We start from the raw sequence: 1,617 nt of genomic DNA, 5'->3' as shown, positions 1-1,617 counted from the left end.
CATCAGAAATCTGGTCTGCTATCTTATCCGGGTGTCCTTCAGAAACCGATTCGGAAGTGAAGACAAAGCGTTCATTCATTGTAAATCCTCTTTAAAGGGGGTTATCCCATTAATTTTACAAATTCATTAAATATTATTTCTATATCGTGGGGTCCGGGGCTTGCTTCAGGATGACCTTGGAAACCAAGCGCAGGTTTTTCTTTATGACGAATACCTTGTAAAGTCCCATCAAATAAAGAACGATGAGTCACTGCCAAACATTCTGGCAAGCTATTTTCATCCACGGTGAATCCATGATTTTGGCTGGTAATAAATACGCGTTGGCTACCCTCAGTTTCAATAACTGGATGATTCGCCCCATGATGACCAAATTTCATTTTTTTGGTCTCTCCGCCACAAGCTAAAGCTAAAATTTGGAAGCCAAGGCAAATGCCAAATACCGGAATACCCTGTTTTAAAAACTCTTGAGTTGCTTTTATTGCATAATCGCAAGCATCTGGGTCCCCGGGACCATTTGATAAAAATATGCCATCTGGATCCATTGCCAATACCTCTTCAGCAGAGGTCTGTGCTGGAACGATAGTGAGATGACATCCTTTATCATATAAAATACGTAAAATATTGTGCTTTACACCAAAATCATAAGCGACTACGTGATACTGCTGTGGGCGAGAAGCAGATCCCCATTCTCCCCGTCCCTCATGCCAGCGTTCTGTAGTTTTTCGAGAAACTTCCAAGGCTAAATCCATACCCTGCAAACCGGCGAATGATTTTGCCTTAGCCAGAACCTGTTCGGGATTACTCACATCGGTACTAATACAAGCACCAATTGCACCATGCTCACGCAACCTTAAGGTCAAATCGCGCGTATCAATCTCAGCAATAGCAACTACTCCATGCTTCTTAAGCCATTCACCAAGTGATTGTTCTGCGCGGTAATTACTGTGGGTGGTGGAATAATTCCTCATCACTAAACCGGCAGCCCAAACCGTATTCGATTCCATGTCCTCATAAGTGCAACCAGTATTGCCCACATGAGCGGAAGTCAGGGTAATAATTTGGCGGGCATAGGAGGGGTCGCTAAGCATTTCCTGATAGCCAGTTAAGGAGGTATTAAAAACCAGTTCACCAACACAGTCACCACTAGCGCCTACAGAAATTCCTTCATACACCGATCCATCGGCTAACACTAAAATTGCTGGTTGATTCATCACGGACACACTCTTTGTTGTGTGTAATCAGTCAACATAGTTTGAATCCTGAATCAAACTATGTTGACAAGCACAAAAATGTGCATAAATTACACATAAAAATAATGTGCCATTGTAACTTAATTAGCTCAAAATTTCATGTCTTCAAAAAATTTTTTCACTCCCGCAAACCATGAACTGATACGTGGTGAATGATTTGCCTTAGCATTTTCTAAAGATTCTTGTAATTGAGTTAATAAATCTTTCTGCTCGCGAGAAAGATTTACCGGAGTTTCAACGACAACTTTACATAATAAATCGCCCTGACCATGTCCTCGTACCGACTTCATTCCTTTGCTTCTTAAACGGAACACTTTGCCTGTTTGAGTTTCATCATGGATTTTTAATGTAACTCGGCCTTCAAGAG

General features: G+C 41.5%; 3 protein-coding genes. All 3 read right to left on the bottom strand.

What is annotated here, in order from left to right; genetic code table 11:
- Nucleotides 1-79: S-adenosylmethionine synthetase N-terminal domain-containing protein (locus ACQY7T_RS11305; protein ID WP_428413476.1), on the bottom strand; the 79-nt coding region annotated here is incomplete at its 3' end.
- Nucleotides 80-101: 22 nt separating this feature from the next.
- Nucleotides 102-1,214, bottom strand: a complete 1,113-nt coding sequence (gene carA, locus ACQY7T_RS11300) for a glutamine-hydrolyzing carbamoyl-phosphate synthase small subunit (RefSeq protein WP_428413474.1) — start codon at nucleotides 1,212-1,214, stop codon at nucleotides 102-104.
- Between the two features lie 125 nt (nucleotides 1,215-1,339).
- A partial coding sequence (locus ACQY7T_RS11295; RefSeq protein WP_428413472.1) for a DnaJ C-terminal domain-containing protein occupies nucleotides 1,340-1,617 on the bottom strand: 278 nt, incomplete at its 5' end.

Source organism: Legionella sp., assembly GCF_965140895.1.
In the GTDB taxonomy this organism is placed as follows: domain Bacteria; phylum Pseudomonadota; class Gammaproteobacteria; order Legionellales; family Legionellaceae; genus Legionella.
Note: the sequence above shows the minus strand (reverse complement) of the source record. Positions and strands in the feature narration are given on the sequence as shown.